Here is a 20501-nt window from a genome sequence, read left to right on the forward strand (position 1 = left end):
GCGTTACGCCTCGCCGCGCGTCTCGATCAGCGACGCGGCGAGCGCCTCCGCGGGGGTCTTGCCGCCCCACAGCACGAACTGGAACACGGGGTAGAAGCGCTCGCACTCGTCGATCGCACTTTCGATCAGCGTTTCGGCAAGGTCGAGTGGCAGCTGCGCGTCGTTGCCGAGCAGCATGCCGTGGCGGAACAGGATCGTGCCGCTGTTCGACCAGAGCTCGAAATGACCGAGCCACAGCTGTTCGTTGATCAGCGCCAGCGCCTCGTGCGCGACCGTGCGCTTGTCTTCGACGACACGGATGTCGGGGAAGGCGAGCAGCTGGATCACGCCATCCTCGGCGCGCCACACCGCGCGCAGTTCATAGGTCGTCCAGCTGCCCTGCGCGGTCGCGACGATCTCGTCCTCGCCGACCATCTCGTGCGGCCAGTCGTGCGCGGCGAAATAGGAGGCGATCATGTCGATCGGCGCCGCTTCCTGGCCGTCATCGTCGTCGTAGATATCGTCGGTCATGCGCGGGCCTTAGACCGAAAGCGGCGAAGACGCGAGTCCGCGTCCCGCCACCTTCGGGGACTGTCCTGTGCATAAATGGGCTGGCGTCAGGCCTTGGGTTTGCGCGGAGCCGATTTGGCGGCGGGCTTTGCAGCCGGCTTTGGCGCGGCAGCAGCTTTCGGCGCCGCAGCGGGCTTCGACGCGCCTTCCAGCTTGTCGAGCCGCGCCTTCAGTGCTTCGGCTTCGGCGCGCGCCTTGGCGGCCATTTCCTTCACCGCCTCGAATTCCTCGCGGCTGACGAAGTCCATGCGGCCGACGAATTCCTTCGCGCGCTCGCGCATTGCGGCTTCGGCCTCGCGGCCGGCGCCCGCGACGGTTCCGGCGATGCCGTTGATCATCTTGGCCAGATCGTCGAAAATCCGGTTTTCGCTTTGCATTTCACTTCCTTCCAGGGGGGAGAACCCCTTGCCCTTCATCCTATCTGGGTAGTCGCGGCGGGGATCACAACCCCTTCGTTTTCAGCATTGGGATTGGCTTGATCGATCTGGAAATTCAGCACGCTCGCGAAACAGAGCCACGCGATATAGGGCACGAGCAGCCATGCCGCCGCCTTGCGGATCGGCAGGAAGGCAAAAAAGGTCGCGACCGTCACCATCAGGATGAAGATGATCAGATAGAGCGCGCTCGTCACCTGATGCGCGCCGAAGAACAGCGGCGACCAGGCGAAATTGGCGATCAGCTGGACGAAGAAGAGCAGCAGTGCAAAACCGCGCCCCTTCGCACCGCGCGCATGGAGCACCATCGCGAGCGCCAGACCCATGCAAATATAGAGGATCGTCCATGCGACGCCGAACACCCATCCCGGGGGAACGATGCTCGGCAGATCGAGCGCGGCGAACCAGCGATTGTTGTAGCCGCTGTTTGACAACAGTCCCATCAGGCTGCCGACCAGCACGATCGACGGCACGGTGACCATCGCCCAGCGCCAATAGGACATGCGTAACTGGCCGGGCGTAGCAATCTCGGTCATGCGGATCTGGTCCCTGAATCTTTGAACATATCGGCGATTCTGCGGATGACAGGTGTCGCGGCTGGAATTTGCGCCGTCAAGCGGCTCGCTTGGTCGCAGCAATCAGGAATTCGACATTGCCTTCGGGACCGGTGATCGGGCTTTCGACCAGATCGAGCACATCCCAGCCTTCGCCGGTCAGCCAGCCGCGGACTTCGCCGCAGACGCGTTCGTGCACCGCGGCGTCGCGCACGACGCCCTTCTTGCCGACCTCGTGCCGCGCCGCCTCGAACTGCGGTTTGATAAGCGCGACTAGGCGTGCGCCGTCTTTCGCGAAGCTCATGGGCACCGGCAGCACCTTCGACAGCGCGATGAAGCTGGCATCGCAGACGATCAGATCGACGGGCTCGGGAATATGGTCGGCAGTCAGGATGCGCGCGCTCGTCTGTTCGTGGACGATCACACGCTCGTCCTGCCGCAATTTCCACGCAAGCTGGTTGGTGCCAGAGTCCACCGCATAAACCCGCGCCGCGCCGCGGCTCAGCAGCACGTCGGTGAAGCCGCCGGTCGACGATCCGACGTCGATCGCGACCGCGTCCGTCACGTCCCAGCCGAGATGGGTCAGCGCATGATCGAGCTTGATGCCGCCACGCGACACCCACGGATGGTCGCGGCCCTTGACGCTGACCTCTGCTTCCTCGGCGATCTGCTGACCCGCCTTGTCGATCTTGCGGTCGCCGACGAAGGCGAGCCCGGCGAGGATCAGCGCCTGCGCCCGCGTCCGGCTCTCGGCAAGGCCGCGGTCGACGAGCAGCTGGTCGGCGCGCTGTTTCGCCATCAGCCGCCGGCCTTGTCGATGAGCAGACCGGGGGTCAGAATCTGCGGCAGGATTTCGGGCTCGCTCGCTCCCGGTGCATACCAGAGATAGAGCGGCACGCTGTTGCGGCCATGGTCGGCCAAGGTGCGCGTGATGACGGGGTCGCCGTTCGTCCAGTCGCCGACGAGCGTCACGACTCCCTTTGCCTCGAACGCCGCCTGCACCGCCTCGCGGTTGATCGCGCCTGCCTCGTTCGCCTTGCACGACAGGCACCAGTCGGCGGTGAAATAGATGAACACCGGCTTGCCTGACTTGCGCGCCTCGGCAAGCGCGGCGGGCGAGAAGGTCGATCCTGCGCCGTCGGCCTGCCGCTCGGCCTGCGCCACATCACTCACCGTTCCCGCCAGGCTCACGACGAACAGCAGCCCCGCCGTATAGAGCAGCCACGCGCGCCGGTCGCCGCGCTGGATCGAGCCGTAGTGGGCGAGCAGCACGACCGTCATCGCGACGGCGACGAGCGGCCAGACGATCAGGTTACCGTCGCCGACCTGGCGCCACAGCAGCCAGCCGAGCGCGAGCGCGGTCAGCCCCATCGGCAGCGCCATCCATTTGCGGAACTTTGCCATCCACGGTCCGGGTTTGGGCAGCCGCTTGCGGAGCGCGGGCACGAAGCCGATGGCAAGGAAGGGCAGGGCAAGCCCGAGCCCGAGCCCGCCGAAGATCGGCAGCGCCGCCCAGGCAGGCAGCACCAAGGTCGCGCCGAGCGCCGCGCCGAGCAGCGGTCCACTGCACGGCGTCGCGGCGAAGGCGGCGAGCGCGCCGGTCCAGAAGCCGCCCGCGGCGCCGCTCTTTTCGGTGAGCGCCTGGCCGCCGCCGAACGAAGGGAGCTCATAACTGCCGAGGAGGTTCATGGTGATTGCGATCGCGAGGATCAGCAGCGCGAGCACGCTGACCGGATGCTGGAGCTGGAAGGCCCAGCCGACCTCTTCGCCCGCAGCGCGAAGCGCAAGCAGCGCGCCGCCGAGCAGCAGCGCGGTCAGCACGGCGCCGCCGGTATAAGCCAGCGCCTCGACCTTCGCCGCGCGCGCGTCACCGCCCGACCGGGCGAGGCTCAAAGCCTTGAGGCTGAGGATCGGAAAGACGCACGGCATCAGGTTCAGGATCAGTCCGCCGAGGATCGCGCCGCCGAGTGCGGTCCAGAACAGGTTCATGTCGACCGCGCGGGGCGCGACCGCGATCGTTTCGCCTTTTGCGGGAACAGCGCCGGGCTCGAAATGCACGGTGAGCCCGCGGCCGTCGCCGAGCTTGAGCAGGCCTTCGGCGCGCCCGGCCGCGTCGCCCTTCGCCGCCGTCTCGACGATGATCCAGTCGCCGTTGCGGCTGAAGCCCTGCGCTGCCGGGTAGTCGACGATATTCTGCGTTTCGAGAAACAGGTGCGGCGCGTCGAGCGTGGTGCCAACCGGCAGCGGGATGGCGAAGCGCACGCGGTCGCCCTTGCGCTCCCATTTTCCCGCCCGGTCGAGCGGTTGCGGCAGTCTGGCGCGCCACGGGTCGAATTGCGTGCGCGTCGCGGGCGCGATCTGGCCGTCGCCCGCCTTCAGCGCGACCGAGATCACCGCCTTTTCGGGCACGCACACCTTGTCGGTGCAGGCGAGCCAGTTGGCGATGCCGGTCAGCGTCAGGTCGGTTCCCGGCGCGACGCTCTTGTCGACCTTTACATCGGCGAGCAGCGCATAGGGATGCTCATAGACATGGTTCATCATGCCGAAGAGGATCAGCGGTTCGGGAACCGGATAGCGAAACGGGCTGACGGTGACCCCTTCGGGCGCGTTCCATTCGACCGACAGGCCGAAACCCGCGTCGCCGCCGTTGGTCCAATAGCCGTGCCAGCCCTTCTCGGGCGTCATCGTCAGCGCGAGCGACGTGCTTCCGCCGGGGGTCGGGGCGGGCGATTCGGCGACGAGCTTTGCCGTGATGTGCGGCGGTTCGGCGCGCGCGGGTGCGAGCGACAGCATCGCGAGCGCGAGCAGGGCCAGCAGCGCGCGTCCCAGGCCTGTCACAAAAACGTCTTTCCGCAATTCCACACTCCGCCTGTCGCCGTCCTTCGTTCCGGGCTTGCCATATAGGCGGCTTTCGTCGAGAGGACAGCCCGCGCTGACGACCCCCCAATCGGAGAAGCTGCCCGTGAAGACGAAAATGCTCGCCACCGCCGCAAAAATCACGCTGGCCGCCCTGCTTTCGATCACCGCGACGGGCGCGGTGCTTGCACAGAGTTCGGGTGCGCCCCCGGCGAAGGTTACGGCATCAACCCCCGCGCCCAAACTTGTCGTCGTGATCGCGGTCGACCAGTTCTCGGCCGACCTGTTCGCCGAATATCGCAGCCACTTCACCGGCGGGCTCGCGCGCCTCGCTTCGGGCGTCGTCTTCCCGGCGGGCTATCAGTCGCACGCCGCGACCGAAACCTGCCCCGGCCATTCGACGATCCTGACCGGCAACCACCCGGCGCACACGGGCATCATCGCCAACAATTATTTCGACCTGTCGGTCTCGCGCGACGACAAGCGGGTCTATTGCGCCGAGGACGAGACCGTCGCCGGCACGACCTCCGGCAGCGGAAAATATGCCCCGTCGGTGAACCATCTGCTGGTGCCGACGCTCGGCGACCTGATGAAGGCGGCGAACCCGAAGGCGCAGGTCGTATCGGTCGCGGGCAAGGACCGCGCGGCAATCATGATGGGGGGGCACAAGGCCGACGAGCTGATGTGGCTCGTCCCGACCGGGCTGACCGGCTACCGGGGTACGACGTTGTCGCCGACCGCGCAGCAGGCGGGCACCGCGATCGCCGCCGCGATCGCGCAGCCGCGCCCGGCGGCGACGCTGCCGGCGGACTGCGCGTCGCATGACATCGCGATTCCGCTCGACAAGGGCGGCAGTGTCGGAACCGGCCGCTTCCAACGCGACGGCGGCGACTTCCGACGCTTCATGGCGTCGCCCGAGGCCGATGGCGCGGTGCTCGCGGCGGGCGCGGCGCTCCGTCAGGCGCGGGGGCTGGGCGAGGGCGATACGACCGACCTCCTCATCCTCGGCCTGTCGGCGACCGACTATGTCGGCCACAGCACCGGGACCGAAGGCAGCGAGATGTGCATGCAGATGCTCGCGCTCGATCGCGAGCTCGGCGACTTCTTCGCCCGGCTCGACGCGACGGGGATCGACTATGTCGTCGCCTTGACCGCCGATCATGGCGGCCACGACCTGCCCGAACGCAACCGCCAGAATGCCTGGCCGGCCGCCGAGCGCGTCGACAAGGCGCTCGATCCCGACGCGATGGGCAAGGCGGTCGCCGAAAAGCTCGGCCTGCCGCAGCCCCTGCTCTACAGCGACGGCCCGTTCGGCGACATGTATCTGTCGAAGGCGCTGACCCCGTCGCAGCGCAAGGCGGCGATGACCGAACTGCTCGCCCGTTATCGCGCGCATCCGCAGGTCGAGGCGGTCGTGACCGGCGAGGAACTGGCCAAATATCCGATCTCGAAGCGGTCGCCCGACGTGTGGAGCCTGATGGACAAGCTGCGCGCCTCGTACAATGTGCAGCGCTCGGGCGATTTCCTTGTTGTGCTGAAGCCGCGCGTCACCCCGATCCCCGAATCGGGCATGGGCTATGTCGCGACGCACGGATCGGTGTGGGATTATGATCGCCGTGTGCCGATCCTCTTCTGGCGCAAGGGGCTTACCGGATTCGAGCAACCGAACGCCGTGATGACGGTGGACATCCTGCCGACGCTCGCGTCGGTGATCGGCGTGCCGCTCGACGCGGGCAAGATCGACGGGCGCTGCCTCGACCTCCTCTCGGGACCCGAGAGCAGCTGCCGCTAAGCAAAGAAGAAACAGGACAAGATGACGAAGAGTTTGGCGAATTTCACCGGCCGGATGCTGCTGGTCGGCTGCGGAAACATGGCGGGCGCGATGCTCGATCGCTGGCTGCAGGCGGGGCTCGATCCGTCCGCGGTCGCGATCGTCGATCCGTTCGCGCAGCCGCGCGAGCATATCGCCCACTTTGTCTCGCTTGCCGAATGGAAGGCGGCCGGCGGCGCGGCCAACTGGATCATGCTCGGCATGAAGCCGCAGCAGCTCGGCGAGGTCGCCGCCGACCTCGCCTCCATCGTCACCGACGACGTCCATCTCCTCTCGATCCTCGCGGGCGTCTCGCTCGCCGACCTCGCGCAGCGCTTTCCCGATGCAAGGGCGCAGGTGCGCATCCTGCCGAACCTCGCGGCGCGGATCGGTGCGGGTGTGTCGGCGGTGGCCAGCCTCGGCGACGCCGATGCGGCGGCGGTCGATGCGTTGCTGGCGCCGCTGGGGACCATTGTCGCGCTCGGCGACGATATGACGATGGATCTCGTCACCGCCTTCACCGGCAGCGGTCCGGCCTTCGTGTTCCGGCTGATCGAATCCTATGCGGCGGCGGGCGAACGTCTCGGCCTGTCGCCGGACGACGCGCTCAAGCTGGCGACAGCGACCTTCGGCGGCGCCACCGCGCTGCTCGCCGAAAGCGGCGAGAAGCCGGGCACGCTGATCGCGCAGGTGGCGAGCAAGGGCGGGACGACGCAGGCGGGGCTCGACGTGCTCGACAGCGACGGCCAGATCGCCGCGCTGCTCACCAATGTGCTGCGCGCGGCGCGCGACCGTGGCCGCGAACTCGCCGACATCGCGCGCGGCGACGCCTAGTTTTCGGTCCCCAGCTTCGCGGCGCGCGCGCGGTCGCGCGGCGTCATCAGCGCCTCGTTGACGTGCCAGAAGCCGGTCACCGCCTGCTGCCCCGCGTGGGTATAGGCGCGGCTCATCGCGTCGCGCAGCGGCTGAAAGATCGCCGCCTCGACCGCGCGCCCGGCGGCGGTCAGGCGTAGCTCCTTTTGCCGGCGGTCGCGGTTGCCGGGGCGCGTCGCGAGGAAATCGCGCGCCTCAAGCTCCTTCACGACACGGCCGAGCGACTGTTTGGTGATCCCGAGCAGGGCGAGCAGGTCGGAAATCGTCAGCCCCGGCGCGCGCGCGATGAAGTAGAGCGCGCGGTAATGCGCGCGGCCCAGCCCGTTTTCGGCCAGCCGCACGTCAGTCGCGCGCCACAGCGCGCCATGCCCTAAAAACAGATATTCGATCCCGCGACGCACTTCCTCTTCGCGCAAGAAAAGGGCAGAGGCGGCGGGAACTTGTGAAAGAAAATTTTCATCCGGCATAGCGACTACCGTTGCGCGCGCGGCGCCTCTTTGGCAAGAGGCGCGCATATTCTTGTCCCGAGTCACGCCCCAGATCACAAGGTTTTGCCATGCTTGCTCCCGCTTTCGCCCGCCTGCCGCACCCGAATCCGACGGCGGACGAGGTACGCGCGGCGGCGATTGCCGATCCGGTTTTCGGGCGCGTCTTCACCGACCATATGGTCTCGATCCGCTATTCGGACGCGAAGGGCTGGCACGATGCGCAGGTGATGCCGCGCGGGCCGCTGCTGCTCGATCCGGCGACGGCGGTGCTTCATTATGCGCAGGAAATCTTCGAAGGGCTGAAGGCGTACCGGCTCGACGACGGCTCGATGGCGCTGTTCCGCGTCGAGGCGAATGCCGCACGCTTCAACGCCAGCGCACGGCGCATGGCGATGGCCGAAATCCCCGAGGAACTGTTCATCGGCGCGGTGAAAGCGGCGGTCGAGGCCGATGCCGACTGGTTCCCGCCGGTCGCGGGCGGCGCGCTGTACCTCCGCCCCTTCATGTATGCGAGCGAGGTGTTCCTGGGCGTCAAGCCGGCGTCGGAATATCATTTCCTCGTCATCGTCTCGCCCGTCGGCAATTATTTCAAGTCGGGCGCGCCCGCGGTGTCGCTGTGGGTGTCGGAGCATTATACGCGCGCCGCGCCGGGCGGCACCGGCGCCGCCAAATGCGGCGGCAATTACGCCGCCAGCCTGATCGCGCAGCAGGAAGCGATCGCCAAGGGGCACGACCAGGTCGTCTTCCTCGACGCCGCCGAACATCGCTGGATCGAGGAACTGGGGGGCATGAACATGTTCTTCGTGTTCGACGACGGCAGCATCGTCACCCCGCCGCTGACCGGCACGATCCTGCCCGGCATCACCCGCGATGCGATCATCACGCTCGCGCGCGACGCCGGCCTGACGGTGCGCGAGGAGCCTTATTCGATCGACCAGTGGCAGGCCGATGCCGAGAGCGGTCGCCTGACCGAAAGCTTCGCCTGCGGCACCGCCGCGGTGGTGACCCCGGTCGGCAAGGTGACGCGTGGGCAAACGAGCTTCACCATCGGCGCGGGCGGTCCCGGGCAGGTCACGACGACGCTGAAGGACAAGCTCGTCGGCATCCAGCGCGGCCTCGCGCCCGACCCGCATGGCTGGGTCACGCGGCTCTAAGGGCTGCCTTGCAATCGGCGACCGCGCGTTCTAGAGCGCGCGTCGCACCGGCGCGTTGGGGCGTAGCCAAGCGGTAAGGCAGCGGTTTTTGGTACCGCCATGCGCAGGTTCGAATCCTGCCGCCCCAGCCAGCCGGTGTTTTCAGAAGCGCTCGCAAGCTATCAGAGCGTCTCCACTAACTCAATAAAAACAATGAGTTATTTTGAGACGGAATCGCGATTCCGCTCAGGTCGTCCCCTTGCAGCTCGACCCGTTTTTGGTCAGATTGTTGGTAGCAATTCCGCTCTTACCAACAAAACGCGCGCGCACAGGATTCGAACCTGTTCGCGTGAGCGACGCGCGGCCGACCTCTTCTCGCGCGATCTGTGGGGCGGGGCGTTCGGCTGATGCAGGCGGCAGACCCAGAGCGTCGGAACGCTTTGGCACGCTCGTCAAAAATTTATGGCCAGAATGAAAAGGCCATCGGGGCCTGCCGGAAGCAGCCTGACCGGCGGAAGAAGTCCCTCGCTTGTTCTGTCGACATCGAACCGGCTGAGGCGCCGTGATAAACGTCGGCGCCGCGCGACATGGGGCGGTCTAATCCTCCGCGCAATGCGATCAGGCCGTCGGCCTTCACTGAATCAACGTTCCGGGCATCTGCTCATGACCGCGTGGTTCACCGGATCGCGCGTTTTGCGGTGCTGGTCGCGTCCCTGCTGTTGCATGACTTTAAACTGTTTTCGCGACCCGCTCAGGACTTGCCCGGGAGCGTAATGGTTCTTCGCCCGAACGAGCGAGCATCTGCCGAATAGGCGCCCGGCCCTCCGAGCATCAGCGCGGCGAGAGCCGACAGATGGCAAAGTAGCATCGCCGTGCTTTCCCCGACGGGAGGCTCCCACAGCGTCATGAATATGCCAGTCAGGGCGGCCGCTCGGGTCCGAAGGCCGAGAAGCAGGGCAAGGGCCAACAGTCCCGTCAGCCAGGAGTGGATAGCGGCCGCAGGCAGCGGGTCCAGAGCCAGCGAAGCGGCGTTGGAGAAGCGCATCAGCAAAAGGCCAGCGCCGAGGGTCCCCGCAGGATACTCGGGAAAGAATGATCGCATGGCTGAGCGATATGAGCGCGGCGGTCGCCAAGATACATCCCGATATTGGGTATCGCAGACTTAGCCTTTTGGGGATGAAGAGCGTTCGCGATGAGCGTAGAACGGCATTGCTGGATCGCTGCTATGGGGTATGCAGGTGGGCCATTTGAAGACATCTGCACCGAAGACCTATTGGCGTCGAGCCCCTCTATTGCTTCTGGCGATGTCGCTGATTGCAGGAACTATGCTCGCGGAGCGACCGGCCTTCGCTCTCGATCCTAATCGCGGTATTGACCAGTATCGACATACGCGCTGGACCCGTGACGATGGCGCGCCCGCCCCGATCCACGCCATCGCGCAAACACCCGACGGATATCTGTGGTTGGCGAGCGGCGAGGGCCTGTTCCGGTTCGACGGGATCGCCTTCGAGCGAATGGATGCAGCCGTCGAGGACGAGACCGGAGGGCCACGTACGCTCCTGGTTGCGAAAAACGGTGACCTCTGGACGAGCTACTCCGCGTCGGGACGCTTCGCCGTCTACCGTCGCGGCAAGCTCTCCTTCGTCCCCACCCCGCGCTTCGACGGGGAAGTCGTACATATGATCCAGACGCCGGATGGCGATATCTGGGCGGCAATCGGACAGGTCGGCAGGCCCCTTCTGCGTTATCGGAAAGGATCGTGGACCGAAGTCCAGCCGACAGCGGGTCATGGGCGGGATAGCAACACCGGCCTTGCGGTGACGCGCGACGGAGCGCTTTGGGCGGCATATCGCGACAAGATCTTCCGCAAGCAAAATGGAAGCGAGCGCTTCGAGCTCATGATTTCGCAGCCCGGCATGCGGTCTCACCTCTCTGTCGACCCGGAAGGGCGGCTTTGGGCACGCGACACGCTCGGCGTCCGGCCGGTGACAGGACCCGGCGGCCGCTGGTCGGGCAAGCCGGCTGCATTCAACTATCCGACCAACAAGGTCCGGCGCGGCTTCACCATCAAGTTCGACAGGGATGGAAACCTCTGGGTCGCGCGGCGCGGCGACGGGATCGAGCGGCTTCGGATGCCTTCTGCGCTCGGCCCGGACCATGCGCCAGCCCCGTCGACGGAATTTCTCGCAGCCGATGGCCTGACGTCGGATGCGACGATCGCAGTCTTCGAGGATCGCGAGGGAAATATCTGGGTCGCGACGTCGCTCGGGCTCGACCGGTTTCGCAACGCCAATGTCGCTGTCGAGAAAGCGCTGACCAAGCCAGCCGCTTATGGCGACATCCTGCATGTCGCTCGCGATGGAAGCGTCATCATTGCGCAGGCGGACAGCATCTATCGCGCCCGGCCCCGCGCTGCGCCCGAGCTCGTGGAGGGAGGTACTGGCGAGCCCGAGGCGATTTGCGACGGACCCGGAGGGTCGATTTGGGTCGTGCTGGGCGACCGAATCCTTGTCATATCTCCCACGTCGCGGCGCTCGCTCGCCCGCCCGCTGGGTACCGAGACGGGGATTTACGGATGCGGTCTTGATCGCTGGGGCCGGATGTGGATGACCGCGGCGGGAAGCGGCCTCTTCCGGCAGACCGCGAACGGCTGGTTCAACATCCCGGCCAAGGCCGAAAAGCAGGAATTTTATCCGACCCAGATGGTGCGCGATCCCGCGCAGGGGGATGTCTGGATGATCTGGGGTACCGACCGCTTTGCCCGCCTCGATGCCGAAGGCCAGACTCTCTTGACCGCCAATCGCCCGTCGCTCGGCACGATTTATACGATGGCGCCGACCCGCGCCGGCATATGGATCGCCGGAGCGGATCGCTTCGGCCGTCTGAAGGATGGAAGGATCACGTCCTTCGGCTTCGCTCGCGTGCCAGGGTTGCGCGGTGTGAACGGGATCGTTCAGACCGCGGACGGGGAGACATGGGCGCTCGGCTACCAAGGCTTTGTGCGCATGCGGTCCGCCGACCTTGACCGCGCCTTGAGCGATCCAAAATTCACGGCACCTTACCGCCTGTTCGACTTCGTCGACGGCCTTCCGGACCGATACGCCCGGCAAAGCATGCAATCGCTCGTTCAGGGTGGCGATGGGCGAATCTGGGGAGCGACGCTCGCCGGGACGGTGTGGATCGATCCCGCGCATATCACGTCGAACAAGCTGCCGCCGCCCGTCGCAATCGGAACGCTGATCGCGGGCGGCATCAAATATTTCGATCCGAAGCAGATTCGGCTCCCGGCTGGCAGTTCGTCGCTGACCTTCGGCTTCGCAGCGCTCAGCCTCGGCGTACCCGAACGGGTCCAGGTCCGGTATCGGCTGGAGGGTCAGGACGCGGAGTGGGTCGACCCTGGGCGCCGCCGACTGGCAAGTTACACGAACCTCGGGCCCGGCACCTATCGTTTTCGCGTCATCGCCGCGAACGAGGACGGCGTATGGAACCGGAAAGGCGCGGTCCTGGAAGTCACCATTCCTCCGACTTTCTTGGAATCGATCTGGTTCAAGATGCTTGTCGGGCTTTTGCTGCTTGCGCTTGGCGCGGCCGCTTATCTGTTTCGGGTCCGACAACTCGAGGCGCGCCTGCAGGGCCGTTTCGACGTCAGGATCGCAGAACGCGAGCGCATAGCGCGCGAACTGCACGATACGCTTCTGCAGGGCTTCCAGGCGCTCATGCTCCAGTTCAAGGCAGGTGTTAATCGGCTGCCGGCAGGCGAACGCAAACCGCTCGACGAGGCACTGGCCCGGGCGCAGGGCATATTGGTCGAGGGCCGCGACCGCGTGCGCGACCTCAGGGCCCCGCGCAGCGACACGGGTCTGGAGACGGTTCTTCTCGACCTCGCCCGGGATATCACGACCGGCTCCGGGATCGACGTGCGGATGACCAGCGAGGGAACGCCGCACGGCCTCCACCCGATCGCCTTCGAGGAAATCGAACGGATCTGCGAAGAAGCGATCCGGAACGTCGTTCATCATTCGGGAGCTGGGTCGCTCCGGATCGATCTGCTGTGGGGCGCCCGCGACCTCAAACTGGCGCTTCGCGACGACGGCAGGGGAATTCCGGAGGATGTCGCCTTGCAAGGCTCGCGCGCCGGTCATTACGGGCTTGTCGGGATACGCGAACGGGCCGATCGCATTGGCGCCGAACTGACGATAAGCAGCCGACCCGGCCGGGGGACGGAGGTCGCGCTGTCGATTCCGGCCGCTGCGGCGTATAGTAGCCGTCCCGTCGGTATCGTGCAGCGGCTCCGCTCGCTGTTTCCCTTGCGAAAGCGCATGCCTTGAAACCAGACCATCCGACCCGCCTCCTCATCGTCGACGATCATGTCATGTTGCGCGAAGGTATCGCCGCCATCGTCGCGCCCGAGGCGGACATGCATGTCGTTGGCGAAGCCGAGAATGGCGCCGAGGCTGTCGAACTCCACCGCAAGCTCCGCCCGGATCTGACGCTGATGGATCTCCAGATGCCGGTGATGTCGGGTCTCGAGGCTATTACCGCGATTCGCTCCGAATCCCCCAATGCCCGCCTTGTCGTGCTGACGACTTACTCCGGCGACGTGCAGGCGGTGCGGGCGCTCAAGGCAGGTGCATGCGGCTACCTGCTCAAAAGCTCGCTCATCGATGAGCTGCTGACCGCCATTCGTTCGGTGCATGCGGGGCGCCGCTACGTTCCGGCCGACGTCGCGCAGGAGATCGCCATTCATGCCGCAGAGGAGCCTCTGAGCCCCCGAGAAATCGCCATTCTCGAGCAGGTCGCAACGGGTAAGGCGAACAAGCTCGTGGCCTGGGAACTGTCGGTTTCGGAAGAAACAGTGAAGGCGCATCTGCGCACCATTTTCATCAAGCTCGGCGTCACCGATCGCACCCAGGCGGTCACGACCGCGCTCCGCCGGGGCATCATCACGCTTTAATCTGCGGCTTCAGCCGCCGGCGTGCCTGTCCCTGACGCGCGCGTTGAGGTCCCTCCAGGATGCCTCGGTCCCTGCTTCCTCGCCCTGTTCACATATTGCGATGCCACCAGCCACCCCTTAATCGGCCGGAGGGCGAGAACGCAGGGGACGGTTATCAGCGGAAGCGAGACGAGCAGATGCACCCACCACGGTGGCCTCAGCATGACTTCGAATCCGACGACGAGGAACAGCAGCGGAAAGGTGATGAAGCAGAGCGCGAAAAAGGCCGGACCGTCGTCGGGGGTCGCGAAGTCGTAGTCGAGACCGCAGCTCGGACATTTGTCCGCGATCTTGAGCCAGCCGTGAAACATGATGGCCTTGCCGCAGCGTGGACAAAGCCCGCGAAGCCCGATGCCATATATCCAGCGCCAGTCGTGACGCTCCTCGCGTCCGGTGTCGTCAGCCGAGGAAGGCAAGCGACGTTTCCCATAGCCGGTCGGCATTGCCGGGATCGAGCGCATAGCCGGCGACGCCGCCACTGAAGTCCGTCGGCCTCGCCGTGATACGCGGTGCCTCGTTGCAATCCTCGAAATAGAGGCCGCCGACGCCCGCAAGCAGAGGTGAGGCAGCTAGCAGGACCGAGGTCGCTGCGCCTTGCTCGACCGTCTTTCTGAGCTCTACCGGCGTCCGAAGACCGCCCGTATGCTGTTGGAGACCCGTTGCGATCGCGCCCGGATTGAGTGCGTTCGACAGGATGCCGTCATCCTTCCAGTGATGTGTCAGCGCGACTGAGAGGAGAGCGCAGGCAGATTTGGATTGCCCATAAGCGCCGATCGGCGTGTAGGGGACGAAGTCGAATGCAAGATCGTCGAACAGGACCGGGCTGAACCAGTGCCCGCTTGAGCTGAGCGATACCACGCGCGCGCCGTGCGCGGCGGCGAGAGCCGGTCGCAGCCACTGGGTCAGCGCGAAATGGCCAAGATAGTTGGTGCCGAACTGGAGTTCATGTCCTTGAGGCGTTTTCTCGAGTTCGGGCGTAGCCATGATGCCGGCATTGTTGACGAGAATGTCGAGGGGCCCTTGCCAGTCGTCTGTGAAACTGTTCACCGATTTGAGGTCGGCGAGATCAAGACGCCGGACTTCAATGGCAGCATTGCCCGTCGAGGCGCGGAGAGCGTCAGCAACCGGCTGCGCTGCTTCGGGCCGGCGCACGGCGAGGGTGACGGCCGCGCCTGCCGATGCCAGCGCGCGCGCCGTCTCGACGCCGATTCCGGCGGCCCCGCCAGTGACGATCGCCCGCTTCCCATGGAGGTCGACATCCCGAATGACCTCGTCGGCCGTGCTACGGGAATTGAAGGGCGTCGAAAATCTCATGATTACTCCTTGCCGGGAGCGGCGCACGAATTGGCGGCCGCTCCCGGGATGATGGACATCAGCTCTTGAGGAACGCGGCGATGTCCGGGTTGATGATGTCGGGGTGGCTGGCGAACATGCCATGCGGCAGGTCCTTGTAGACCTTGAGCGTCCCTGCCTTCAGCAGCTTGACCGCGAGCGGCGCCGAATCCGCGAAGGGAACGACCTGATCGTCTTCGCTGTGCATCACCAGCGTCGGAACATCGATCATCTTCAGATCCTCGGTGAGATCGGTTTCGGAAAAAACCTTGATGCAGTCGTAATGCGCCTTGGTTCCGCCCATCATACCCTGGCGCCACCAGTTGCGGATCAGACCTTCGTATATCTTGGCGCCCGGCCGGTTGAATCCATAGAAGGGCCCGCTCGCCACATCGAGGTAGAATTGCGCCCGGTTCGCGGCGAGCGCGCTGCGGTAGCCATCGAAGACTTCGATCGGCGTGCCCCCGGGATTGGCGGCAGTTTTCAGCATCAGCGGCGGGATCGCGCTGATCAGCACCGCCTTGGCGACGCGGCCGTTGCCATGGCGCGCCACATAGCGCGTCACTTCGCCGCCGCCAGTCGAATGCCCAATGTGAATGGCATTTCTGAGATCGAGCGCGTTGGCCAGTTCCGCCACGTCGGCGGCGTAGGTGTCCATATCATTGCCATGGTCGGTCTGCGTCGACCGGCCGTGGCCGCGGCGGTCATGCGCGATCACGCGATACCCTTTCGCAAGGAAGTATAGCATCTGGTTGTCCCAGTCGTCCGAGCTCAGCGGCCAGCCGTGATGGAAGACGATCGGCTGACCCTCGCCCCAATCCTTGTAGAAGATTTCGGTGCCGTCCTTGGTGGTGATCGTGCCCATGGGTTTGCGTCCTTTCCGGGTTGAGGGGTGGGATGATGTCGCCGGCGCGGCGGCGGCAGCAATCGGAAGCGTCGCGGCGACGGTCGCGCCGACCGCGCCAAGCAATATGTCGCGCCGGGAACCGGAGAGTGCGGGCAATGCAGAATCTTGTTGGGTCGTCATGTCTGTCCTCCTTCGGTTTTGAATTTCCTGAGATTCGGCGGCAGCATCTCCCAAAGCCGGACGAGTTCGCCGACCGAACGGGCGCGAAGCTTGCGCTTGAGATTGCCGCGGTGGATTTTTACGGTGATCTCGCTGATCCCGAGGTCATAGGCGATCTGCTTGTTGAGCTTGCCGAAGGCGACAGCGCCCATCACCTGCCATTCGCGGGGTGTCAGTTTGGCGACCCGCTCCATCGTCTGACGCGCCGAGCGATCGACGTCACGCCGCATGCGGTCGCGGTCGAGTGCGAGGTTGACGGCCTCGCGCAGAGCCTTCTCGCCGACGGGCTTCAGGAGAAAATCGACGGCGCCATTCTTCATCGCGCGAATGCCCGTCACAAAATCTCCGCCGCGCGAGACATAGACGATCGAGCGTCTGAGGCCGCGCTCGCGCAGATATGCCTGGAATTCCAGTGCGCCCGGGAGCCATGCGTCGATGAGATAACAGGTCGCGCAATCAGGAAGCACGGCCTCAAGCAGCCTCGGCAGCGACGAAAAGGCGACGGCCGAATGACCCGCAGCGGTGAGGCGGCATTTGAGCGCATCGCGCGTTGTCGGTTCGCCGTCGACGATTACCACGAGCGTTTCCGCTTCGCTCGCGAGCGCTTCCACGGCTGTCGCGGTCGTACCGTTCGGGGCAATGACGCTGGCCGCATCGGAGCGAGCAACTCCCAGTCCAGGATAGCTACGGGGCGGGGGAGGGAGAGGCGTCCTGGACTGGGGGCCGGGGGAGAGCGAGGCGGTCATTGAAATCGGTCCTTTTCGACACGTCTTTCTGAGGCCATCATCCCCCTCGCGCGCGTCTTGATCCATCCCGAGCCAAGCTAGAGGGCGCATCCCAATTCGAGTGACGCATACCTTATTCCGTCTCGCGAAGAGCGGACGCGGAGCGAGCTAAACCGCGATAAATGCCCAAATCTATCGAGTATCGCCAAAGTCAGCCGCCGCTCCGGGTTACTCCCCAGTTGGCTGCGAAACCGATAGGGCCCGCGAGGATATTTGCGGCACATTCAGTCGTTGTTACGGCGCTCTGGTACAATGATGGTCCCACGGCAGATCGGGAGAGGCATGGAACTCTTGGTCTCGCCCATCTGCGGAGCATCTTCTCAAAGCTCCACGTCTCAGATCGGACGCAGGCGGTCACAACGATGCTGTGGCGGGCATCATCGGCGCAGTTTCCGGGGAGCGATAACTCATACCAAGGCATGACTACCGATCGCGAGTGATGTGGGGGAAGCTTGCCCGGCACGAACGGTTGCCGCTGGTAGCCGAGACCAGGAAGGATCGATCATGCCCTTTGTGAACGTCAAGCTCGTCGACGGCGTCTTTACCCCCGAGCAGAAGCACGAAATGGCCAAGGCACTCACCGACGTCATGGTGCGGTTCGAAGGGTCCGAGGCCTTTCGCGAAGTCGTCTGGGTTCTTATCGAAGAGCTTCACACCGATGGGTGGCACATCGGCGGGCGGCCGTTCGCGGGCCCCGCGTCGCTCATGCAGTCGCTCGAGAAGTCGAAGGCGACCGTCGAGATGATCGACGGTCAGCCCAAGACCCGCGCCGAATTCGCCGCGCAGCTGCCCCCCCTCAGCTGACGCGCGTTCGGCGCTACCAGAAGGCGGCGGGCCCAGGCGGTCCGCCGCCTCCACCTGGAGGGGATGCTCATGACGCCTTTACCCTGCGAAGCCACGAGCGTTACGTTCGGGTCGTCGGCATTCAATATTCCGCGCACCAGATGACAAGGCCGGACGATCTGTCGATCGCCCGGCCTTGCAGCGCAGTCGTCGGGATCAGAGCGCGACGTCGATCACGAGCTTGCCCTGCGCCGAACGATCGGCGATCGCGGCATGCGCATCGGCGGCCTCGTCGAGCGTGAAGCGACGCGGGTCGAGGCGCGGCACCAGCTTGCCCGCTTCGACGAGCTTCGTCGCTTCGGCCATGATCTCGCCATGATGGGCGCGGCCTTCGCCTGTGAGGAGCGGCAGGAGCGTGAATACGCCCGAGTAGGTTGCGGCCCGGAACGACAGCGGCGCGAGCGCGTGCGTGCCCCAGCCGAGGCAGCTCACGACATGCCCGAAGCGCTTGACCGCGACGAAAGCGGTGTCGAGAACCGGCCCGCCGACCGTGTCATAGACGAGATCGAAGCCGGTGCCGCCGGTCAGCCGCTCGACATAGTCCGCGACGGCTTCCTCGCGGTCGATCGGGATCGCGCCGAGCGATGTGAGGTAGTCGGCGCGGTTTGAATGGTCGACTGCGAAGACCTTTGCCCCGCGTGCGAGGGCGATCTGGACCGCGACATGACCGACGCCGCCGGCGCCGCCGAGTACGAGGACCGTCTGGCCGGCGCGGACCCCGGCGCGGTCGACCAGCCCTTCCCAGGCAGTGATCGTGACGAGCGGCAGGGCGGCTGCCTCGCGCATCGAGATGTTGGCGGGCTTGCGGGCAAGAAGCGCGGCGTCGACCGCCGCATATTCGGCGAGCGAGCCCTGGACGTTACCGACGCCGCCGGTCATGCCCCACACCTCGTCGCCGGGCTGGAAGCCCGTGACGTCGGTGCCGACTTCCTCGACCACCCCGGCAAGATCCATGCCGAGGATGCCGGGGAAGCTGTGCCGCGCATGCGCCGCCTGGCCGGCCCGGATTTTCGTGTCGAGCGGGTTCACGCCGCTCGCATGCGCGCGCACCAGAACCTGGCCGCTCCCGAGCTCGGGACGCTCGGTCAGCACCGACCGGAAGGGCGCATTGGCCTCATCGAGGATCAAAGCCCGCATCGAATTCTTGGTCATGATGATATCCTTTATTCGGTGATCTTGACGAAGCCCTGCTGGACGAGCTGAATCGTCCGGGCCATCGCGTCGAGGTTGATCCGGATGCCCGGCAGAAGATCGGCATTGACCCACCCGTTCACCTTGGCCGTCGCGCCGCACAATTCCATCTGGACGCCCACCGCCTGGAGATCGGCGACAAGCTGCTTGTAGGGATTGCCGGTCGCGATGTTGCGCGCCGCATTATAGGCGTCGTCGTGTAGCGCGACATGGCCGGCATTGGTATGGAAGACCGTGATTACCTCCGCGGCAGCGCCCCAGTCGGCAATGTCCGCCGTGATGAGACCCAGATGGAACAGCGCGGCCGGCAGGTCGCCTTCAAAGGCGAGGCCTCCGATACTGTGCACCGATTTTACCTCGGCGAGCTTGACGGGGATGTCGATGGTGAGGAGCCTTGCGTCGGACATGATGATTTCCTTTCGCTGTCCGGGCCGGTGCGGACCGGAGGGGAGAATTTGTCTTGCCTGACGAGAATATGCTCTTCCCTGCCCGGGAAAATTCATACGTTGGTTTCGGATGGGGGAGGCCGTGCAGACGCGATCGCCCCCGGCAGGGAGGGCTGCCGGGGGCGCACGGGGCGGGGCCTTGGGAGGACGCCTGGGGCTGGGCGGACCGCCGCCGCCGTGTCAGGGTTTCAACAGGAGCTTGCCCGTCGAACGTCGCGACTCGATGTCGCGGTGTGCATCCGCTGCGGCAGCGAGAGGATAGCTCTGCCCGACATGAAGCCGGAGCTGGCCCGATCGCATCCAGTCGAACAGCTGACGGGACCGCGCCAGCAGCGCGTCGCGGTTGCGGACATGGTGCATGACCACCGGGTAGGTGATCTTGATGCTCTTCGGGATCGAGAAGGGATCGATCGGTGGAAGCGGCTCCATGAGCGGCCCGAACAGCGCGAGCGTGCCATGATAATCGACCAGATCGAGCGAGGTGCGAAAGCTCTCGGCGCCAGTGCCGTCATAGACGACGTCGACGCCGCGGCCGGCGGTGATTGCGAGCACCTTATCGCCGATTTCATCGCCGCGCCCGACGAGGACATGGTCGGCGCCGGCCTCGCGCGCGAGCGCGACCTTCGCCTCGCTCGATACGCGCGCGATCACCTCGCCGCCGAGGAGCTTGATCATCTGCGTGAGCAGCAGGCCGACGCCTCCCGAAGCCGCGTGAACCAGCGCGACGTCCCCGGGCTTCACCGGGTGGCTTTCAAACACCAGATTGCTCGCGGTGAGGCCCTGCATCATAATGCCCGCGCCATCTTCGAACGAGAGATCGTCGGGAAGGGGTACCAGCTGGTCGGCCGGGGCAATGAGCTGTTCGGCATAGCTCCCCCACGCGAAATACCAGGCAACGCGGTCGCCGGGTCGAATGTCGACGACCCCCGGCCCGACCGCCAGCACCGTGCCGGCGCCTTCGACCCCGGGCACGACCGGAGCCGACTTGCCCGGCGTCAGGCCCCGGCGGGTGCCGGTATCCATGAAGTTGACGCCGGCGGCGCTCACCGCGACGAGTGCTTCACCGGCGCCCGGCGAGGGCAGCTCGGCTTCTTCGATCCCCAGCGCTTCGGGGCCGCCGAACGCGCGAACGACAATCGCTTTCATAT

The 20501-nt window shown here is 65.5% G+C and carries 20 protein-coding genes and 1 tRNA gene; 7 read left to right on the plus strand and 14 right to left on the minus strand.

The features are described 5' to 3' along the window. Positions 1-3 precede the first annotated feature (3 nt). From QOL79_RS14380 to QOL79_RS14400, 5 genes are all read right to left on the minus strand, one after another. Positions 4-510, minus strand: a complete 507-nt coding sequence (locus tag QOL79_RS14380; protein WP_058455098.1) for a type III secretion system chaperone family protein — start codon at positions 508-510, stop codon at positions 4-6. An 86-nt stretch (positions 511-596) separates the two neighbouring features. Continuing rightward, positions 597-926, minus strand: coding sequence for an accessory factor UbiK family protein (locus QOL79_RS14385; protein WP_204991784.1), 330 nt, complete (start codon positions 924-926; stop codon positions 597-599). A gap of 35 nt (positions 927-961) precedes the next feature. After that, complete coding sequence (locus tag QOL79_RS14390; RefSeq protein WP_058455100.1) at positions 962-1519, minus strand: TspO/MBR family protein; 558 nt, start codon at positions 1517-1519, stop codon at positions 962-964. A gap of 76 nt (positions 1520-1595) precedes the next feature. Next, complete coding sequence (locus tag QOL79_RS14395; RefSeq protein ID WP_058455101.1) at positions 1596-2336, minus strand: TlyA family RNA methyltransferase; 741 nt, start codon at positions 2334-2336, stop codon at positions 1596-1598. Continuing rightward, positions 2336-4330, minus strand: a complete 1995-nt coding sequence (locus QOL79_RS14400) for a protein-disulfide reductase DsbD family protein (RefSeq protein WP_058455148.1) — start codon at positions 4328-4330, stop codon at positions 2336-2338. Before QOL79_RS14400 ends, QOL79_RS14395 begins: the two co-directional genes overlap by 1 nt. A gap of 181 nt (positions 4331-4511) precedes the next feature. Between QOL79_RS14400 and QOL79_RS14405 the strand changes: the two genes are divergently transcribed. Beyond that, a complete protein-coding gene (locus tag QOL79_RS14405) occupies positions 4512-6185 on the plus strand; it encodes an alkaline phosphatase family protein (RefSeq protein WP_058455102.1) in 1674 nt (557 codons plus the stop codon). A 21-nt stretch (positions 6186-6206) separates the two neighbouring features. Next, positions 6207-7037, plus strand: a complete 831-nt coding sequence (gene proC, locus QOL79_RS14410; protein ID WP_058455103.1) for a pyrroline-5-carboxylate reductase — start codon at positions 6207-6209, stop codon at positions 7035-7037. Here the strand turns inward: proC and QOL79_RS14415 are convergent. Beyond that, a complete protein-coding gene (locus QOL79_RS14415) occupies positions 7034-7543 on the minus strand; it encodes a MarR family winged helix-turn-helix transcriptional regulator (protein ID WP_058455104.1) in 510 nt (169 codons plus the stop codon). The genes proC and QOL79_RS14415 overlap by 4 nt on opposite strands. Positions 7544-7632: 89 nt before the next feature. On the opposite strand from QOL79_RS14415, the gene QOL79_RS14420 reads away from it, so the two are divergent. Together QOL79_RS14420 and QOL79_RS14425 are read left to right on the plus strand one after the other, a co-directional pair. Further along, on the plus strand, positions 7633-8718 hold the full coding sequence (locus QOL79_RS14420) for a branched-chain amino acid aminotransferase (RefSeq protein WP_058455105.1): 1086 nt from the start codon (positions 7633-7635) through the stop codon (positions 8716-8718). 56 nt (positions 8719-8774) lie between these two features. Further along, positions 8775-8849, plus strand: a tRNA-Gln gene (locus QOL79_RS14425). Positions 8850-9448: 599 nt separating this feature from the next. On the opposite strand, the gene QOL79_RS14430 is transcribed toward QOL79_RS14425, so the two are convergent. Further along, positions 9449-9742, minus strand: coding sequence for a hypothetical protein (locus QOL79_RS14430; RefSeq protein ID WP_156416514.1), 294 nt, complete (start codon positions 9740-9742; stop codon positions 9449-9451). Positions 9743-10001: 259 nt separating this feature from the next. Between QOL79_RS14430 and QOL79_RS14435 the strand changes: the two genes are divergently transcribed. Further along, positions 10002-13025, plus strand: coding sequence for a sensor histidine kinase (locus tag QOL79_RS14435; RefSeq protein WP_167541768.1), 3024 nt, complete (start codon positions 10002-10004; stop codon positions 13023-13025). After that, the gene (locus QOL79_RS14440; RefSeq protein ID WP_197410119.1) at positions 13022-13651 is read left to right on the plus strand and encodes a response regulator; all 630 of its coding nucleotides are present in this window, start codon (positions 13022-13024) and stop codon (positions 13649-13651) included. Before QOL79_RS14435 ends, QOL79_RS14440 begins: the two co-directional genes overlap by 4 nt. On the opposite strand, the gene QOL79_RS14445 is transcribed toward QOL79_RS14440, so the two are convergent. The 4 genes from QOL79_RS14445 to QOL79_RS14460 all read right to left on the minus strand — a co-directional run bounded on the left by QOL79_RS14445 (position 13648) and on the right by QOL79_RS14460 (position 16699). Continuing rightward, entirely contained in the window at positions 13648-14133 is a 486-nt protein-coding gene (locus QOL79_RS14445) for a DUF983 domain-containing protein (protein ID WP_082657651.1), read from the minus strand. The genes QOL79_RS14440 and QOL79_RS14445 overlap by 4 nt on opposite strands. Further along, positions 14090-15004, minus strand: a complete 915-nt coding sequence (locus tag QOL79_RS14450; protein WP_058455128.1) for an SDR family NAD(P)-dependent oxidoreductase — start codon at positions 15002-15004, stop codon at positions 14090-14092. Before QOL79_RS14450 ends, QOL79_RS14445 begins: the two co-directional genes overlap by 44 nt. Positions 15005-15062: 58 nt before the next feature. Then, positions 15063-15887 (minus strand): alpha/beta fold hydrolase, encoded by an 825-nt coding sequence (locus tag QOL79_RS14455; protein WP_058455129.1) that lies wholly within the window; start codon positions 15885-15887, stop codon positions 15063-15065. 158 nt (positions 15888-16045) lie between these two features. Beyond that, positions 16046-16699 carry a response regulator transcription factor gene (locus QOL79_RS14460; protein ID WP_058455130.1) on the minus strand — a complete coding sequence of 218 codons (654 nt, stop codon included), beginning with the start codon at positions 16697-16699 and terminating at the stop codon, positions 16046-16048. Between the two features lie 678 nt (positions 16700-17377). Here QOL79_RS14460 and QOL79_RS14465 point away from each other — a divergent pair. Next, positions 17378-17677, plus strand: coding sequence for a tautomerase family protein (locus tag QOL79_RS14465; protein ID WP_058457079.1), 300 nt, complete (start codon positions 17378-17380; stop codon positions 17675-17677). A gap of 195 nt (positions 17678-17872) precedes the next feature. Here QOL79_RS14465 and QOL79_RS14470 read toward each other — a convergent pair whose 3' ends face one another. The 3 genes from QOL79_RS14470 to QOL79_RS14480 form a co-directional block, all read right to left on the minus strand. Beyond that, positions 17873-18868, minus strand: a complete 996-nt coding sequence (locus QOL79_RS14470) for a zinc-dependent alcohol dehydrogenase family protein (protein WP_058457080.1) — start codon at positions 18866-18868, stop codon at positions 17873-17875. 11 nt (positions 18869-18879) lie between these two features. Continuing rightward, positions 18880-19314, minus strand: coding sequence for a DsrE family protein (locus QOL79_RS14475; RefSeq protein WP_058457081.1), 435 nt, complete (start codon positions 19312-19314; stop codon positions 18880-18882). 219 nt (positions 19315-19533) lie between these two features. Continuing rightward, a complete protein-coding gene (locus QOL79_RS14480; protein ID WP_058457082.1) occupies positions 19534-20499 on the minus strand; it encodes a quinone oxidoreductase family protein in 966 nt (321 codons plus the stop codon). Positions 20500-20501: the final 2 nt, after the last annotated feature.

This window comes from Sphingopyxis sp. Geo48 (assembly GCF_949769155.1).
Taxonomy (GTDB): Bacteria; Pseudomonadota; Alphaproteobacteria; order Sphingomonadales; family Sphingomonadaceae; genus Sphingopyxis.

Excerpts from the sequence above, each read along its gene's own strand:
- QOL79_RS14380 (WP_058455098.1), bottom strand. The coding sequence starts at position 510 with ATGACCGACGATATCTACGACGACGATGACGGCCAGGAAGCGGCGCCG.
- QOL79_RS14385 (WP_204991784.1), bottom strand. The coding sequence starts at position 926 with ATGCAAAGCGAAAACCGGATTTTCGACGATCTGGCCAAGATGATCAAC.
- QOL79_RS14390 (WP_058455100.1), bottom strand. The coding sequence starts at position 1,519 with ATGACCGAGATTGCTACGCCCGGCCAGTTACGCATGTCCTATTGGCGC.
- QOL79_RS14395 (WP_058455101.1), bottom strand. The coding sequence starts at position 2,336 with ATGGCGAAACAGCGCGCCGACCAGCTGCTCGTCGACCGCGGCCTTGCC.
- QOL79_RS14400 (WP_058455148.1), bottom strand. The coding sequence starts at position 4,330 with ATGCTGTCGCTCGCACCCGCGCGCGCCGAACCGCCGCACATCACGGCA.
- QOL79_RS14405 (WP_058455102.1), top strand. The coding sequence starts at position 4,512 with ATGCTCGCCACCGCCGCAAAAATCACGCTGGCCGCCCTGCTTTCGATC.
- proC (WP_058455103.1), top strand. The coding sequence starts at position 6,207 with ATGACGAAGAGTTTGGCGAATTTCACCGGCCGGATGCTGCTGGTCGGC.
- QOL79_RS14415 (WP_058455104.1), bottom strand. The coding sequence starts at position 7,543 with ATGCCGGATGAAAATTTTCTTTCACAAGTTCCCGCCGCCTCTGCCCTT.
- QOL79_RS14420 (WP_058455105.1), top strand. The coding sequence starts at position 7,633 with ATGCTTGCTCCCGCTTTCGCCCGCCTGCCGCACCCGAATCCGACGGCG.
- QOL79_RS14430 (WP_156416514.1), bottom strand. The coding sequence starts at position 9,742 with ATGCGCTTCTCCAACGCCGCTTCGCTGGCTCTGGACCCGCTGCCTGCG.
- QOL79_RS14435 (WP_167541768.1), top strand. The coding sequence starts at position 10,002 with ATGTCGCTGATTGCAGGAACTATGCTCGCGGAGCGACCGGCCTTCGCT.
- QOL79_RS14445 (WP_082657651.1), bottom strand. The coding sequence starts at position 14,133 with ATGCCGACCGGCTATGGGAAACGTCGCTTGCCTTCCTCGGCTGACGAC.
- QOL79_RS14450 (WP_058455128.1), bottom strand. The coding sequence starts at position 15,004 with ATGAGATTTTCGACGCCCTTCAATTCCCGTAGCACGGCCGACGAGGTC.
- QOL79_RS14455 (WP_058455129.1), bottom strand. The coding sequence starts at position 15,887 with ATGGGCACGATCACCACCAAGGACGGCACCGAAATCTTCTACAAGGAT.
- QOL79_RS14465 (WP_058457079.1), top strand. The coding sequence starts at position 17,378 with ATGCCCTTTGTGAACGTCAAGCTCGTCGACGGCGTCTTTACCCCCGAG.
- QOL79_RS14470 (WP_058457080.1), bottom strand. The coding sequence starts at position 18,868 with ATGACCAAGAATTCGATGCGGGCTTTGATCCTCGATGAGGCCAATGCG.
- QOL79_RS14475 (WP_058457081.1), bottom strand. The coding sequence starts at position 19,314 with ATGTCCGACGCAAGGCTCCTCACCATCGACATCCCCGTCAAGCTCGCC.
- QOL79_RS14480 (WP_058457082.1), bottom strand. The coding sequence starts at position 20,499 with ATGAAAGCGATTGTCGTTCGCGCGTTCGGCGGCCCCGAAGCGCTGGGG.